Source organism: Microvirga sp. 2YAF29 (genome assembly GCF_052114605.1).
Classification (GTDB): domain Bacteria; phylum Pseudomonadota; class Alphaproteobacteria; order Rhizobiales; family Beijerinckiaceae; genus Microvirga.
This window is the reverse complement of sequence record NZ_JBFRFB010000034.1, coordinates 1-2,659: the sequence shown is the minus strand read 5'-3', so window position 1 is coordinate 2,659 and position 2,659 is coordinate 1. Positions and strand designations below refer to the sequence as shown.

At 56.8% G+C, this 2,659-nt stretch carries 2 protein-coding genes and 1 pseudogene; all 3 read left to right on the top strand.

Annotated elements, in window-relative coordinates; translation table 11 throughout:
* Nucleotides 1-1,419: RHS repeat domain-containing protein (locus AB4Y85_RS19335; RefSeq protein WP_441986530.1), on the top strand; the 1,419-nt coding region annotated here is incomplete at its 5' end.
* Nucleotide 1,420: 1 nt separating this feature from the next.
* Complete coding sequence (locus tag AB4Y85_RS19330) at nt 1,421-2,053, top strand: immunity protein Imm33 domain-containing protein (protein WP_441986529.1); 633 nt, start codon at nt 1,421-1,423, stop codon at nt 2,051-2,053.
* A gap of 33 nt (nt 2,054-2,086) precedes the next feature.
* Nucleotides 2,087-2,659: pseudogene (locus AB4Y85_RS19325) on the top strand (hypothetical protein); the annotation flags it as partial.

The following is a 2,659-nucleotide window of genomic DNA, read 5'->3' as shown; positions in this document are numbered from 1 at the left end:
GGCGGGGAAGGGTGGAGCTACACCTATACCGGCCTCGACGAGCTCGCCACCGCGACACCGCTCGGCACGACGGGCAAGGCGCAGAGCTTCGCTTACGACAAAGCGGGCAACATGACCGCCAACACCGGCATGGTTTATGCCTATCCCGGCCTGGACAAAGCGCACCCGCATGCTCCGACGAGCGTGGGCGGCAAGGCCTATACCTATGACGGCAACGGCAACCTGCTCACCGGTGGTGACCGCACCTACACCTGGGATGCGGAGAACCGCCCGGTGACGGTGAGCGCGCCCAAGGGCACCTCAACCTACATCTATGGCCCCGACGGCTCACGCCTGAAGAAGATCGCGCCGGGCGGCCCCACCACCGTGTATCTCGGCCCCGATCTCGAGCGCACGCCGGAGGGCTTCTGGCGCAAATACCCGCATCCCGACATCCGCCTGTCGACGGAGGGCGTGACGCGCAAGGTGCTGGTGCTGCACAAGGACCATCTCGGCTCGGTGCGCCTGATGACCAACGCCTTGCAGGTGGTGCGGCGCGAGGCGGCCTACGACCCGTTCGGCGAGACGAATGCGGCCAGCGGCGAGGCGGAGTCCAAGGGCTATATCGGCGAGCGCCGCGACGACGAGACGGGGCTGCTGTATCTGAACGCACGCTACTACGACCCGGTGCTGGGGCGGTTTATCTCGCCGGACAGCCTCGACCCGATCCTGCCGGAGGTAGGGACGAACAGGTATGCGTACAGCGCTAATAATCCAGTGAACTTGCGTGATCCAACAGGTAATTTCTTAGAGGACACACCCGAAAATCAGCGCGAGCGTGATATTAGCGCATCTCTGGATGCGCTCAATAGCGGAAAGATCACCGAGGAAGAGTTTGATGAGGTTCGGGAAATTGCTGATGCCAAAGAATCCGTTCGTCAGACATACGCAAATGGTAGACTGACTGACTTCGGGATTGCGGAGAGTCTTGCAAATCAAAGCCTAATAACAAGTTTAGCTAGGGCAGCGGAGCGTCGAGGCCCTGGAAAGGATCGCTCATCCAGAGAGTTGGCTAGTGAAGAGAGGGTTATACCATCTGGCACGGCTAGCAGCGGAGGAAAATATTCTGGACGTGCTGGTTCTCCAAATACATTAGAGCCTGGTCCCTATGCCAAGGATCCTATGCCAGCGAGAGGTCCTGGCAGGAACTGGAATTCGGATGAACGTAAAACTATGAATCGCCAAGGGTATGAAAATGGTTGTCATACATGTGGTACAAAAGATCCTGGCACGAAGAGCGGTAATTTTGTACCAGATCATCAGCCACCTACCGGAACAATCCCCCCCGGTCAGCCGCAAAATCTATATCCGCAATGCATAGATTGTAGTCGGCTACAGGGTGGGCAGGTACGAGGCTTGAGATACGGTAATGAGGAGTAGCATGACTCAATTAATTTCCTTGCCGAGCGGAAGTGGATTCATGACAGATGGACTGCTTCAAAAGTATGGATATGAGCTGAAGGCTGAAGTTCAAAATCAAGAACTACTGGGGGACTGTAACAATTTTCTTCAGAGTATTATTCAATACATATCATGTGGGCACGCCCTAAGTGCGGGCGAAACCGTAGCGTATGGGTATTGGCTAACAAAAGTTATTAAAGATGAAAACCAGTATATGAGTTTTTGGGAATACAACCCGCAGGCAACAGAATTTATATACGGTATCGAGAGAACGCTTACGTATTGGAGATCTCAGCACGAGATTTGTAGCCAAGCCGGGGCCGCTTTTGCTCCTCCAAGGGCGGATCAGATGATAGTAATTTCGGATGGTGTCTACGATGGAGATGATGTGGAAGGTGTTAGGTACCCTTCGCCTGAGCATATGTCTGGTTGGTGGTTTACAGCTGACAGGTACAATGATGACATCAGCACTCTACAAACAGTACATGCCCATCATATATCCGCCGCTCGGCCAGATTTGGCAAAGTTTTTTGCGCTACCTTACGGCTTTAGGTTTTTCTCCGGTCAAGATGCAGTATGGTTTGATAAGGAAGTCGCAGAGGCATTAGATTAATCTAAGAGTATCGATTACGGCGGCTTCGATGCGGTGAAGACCACCGATCCGCTCTTACGCACCAGCACCCTGCATCGTGATGCGCAAGGGCGGACGATCCGCCAGGAGCGCCTGTCCGACACGGCGCAGGCGGTCAGCTCCACGATGACCTGGGACMCGTTGGGCCGCCTCACGCAGCTCAAGGACGGCGCRGGCCATAGCTTYKCCTACGAATACGACTCGCTCTCGCGCCGCACCGCCGTCGCCGATCCCGACCGGGGGCGCTGGAYCTAYACYTACGAYGCCGCAGGCCAGCTGAMGGCCCARACCGATGCCAAGGCCCAGGTCAYCASCTACRCCTACGATYCRMTCGGCCGCGTCGAGASCAAGACCACCCMGGACGGCGTGACGCGCWMCMYCTACGACGAGGCGCGCGSCGGCTTTTACAACATCGGCCAGCTSACCAGCCTGWCGAACRCGGCGGCCACGCAGCGCTTCAACTTCGACAGGGACGGCCGCAAGGTCCAGGACATCTGGGTCGTCGATGGCCCGAGCTATACGGTCGAGACCTTCTACGACCTCGGCGGGCGCGTGCTGAGACGCCTCTATCCCGGCAAGGACGAGGTC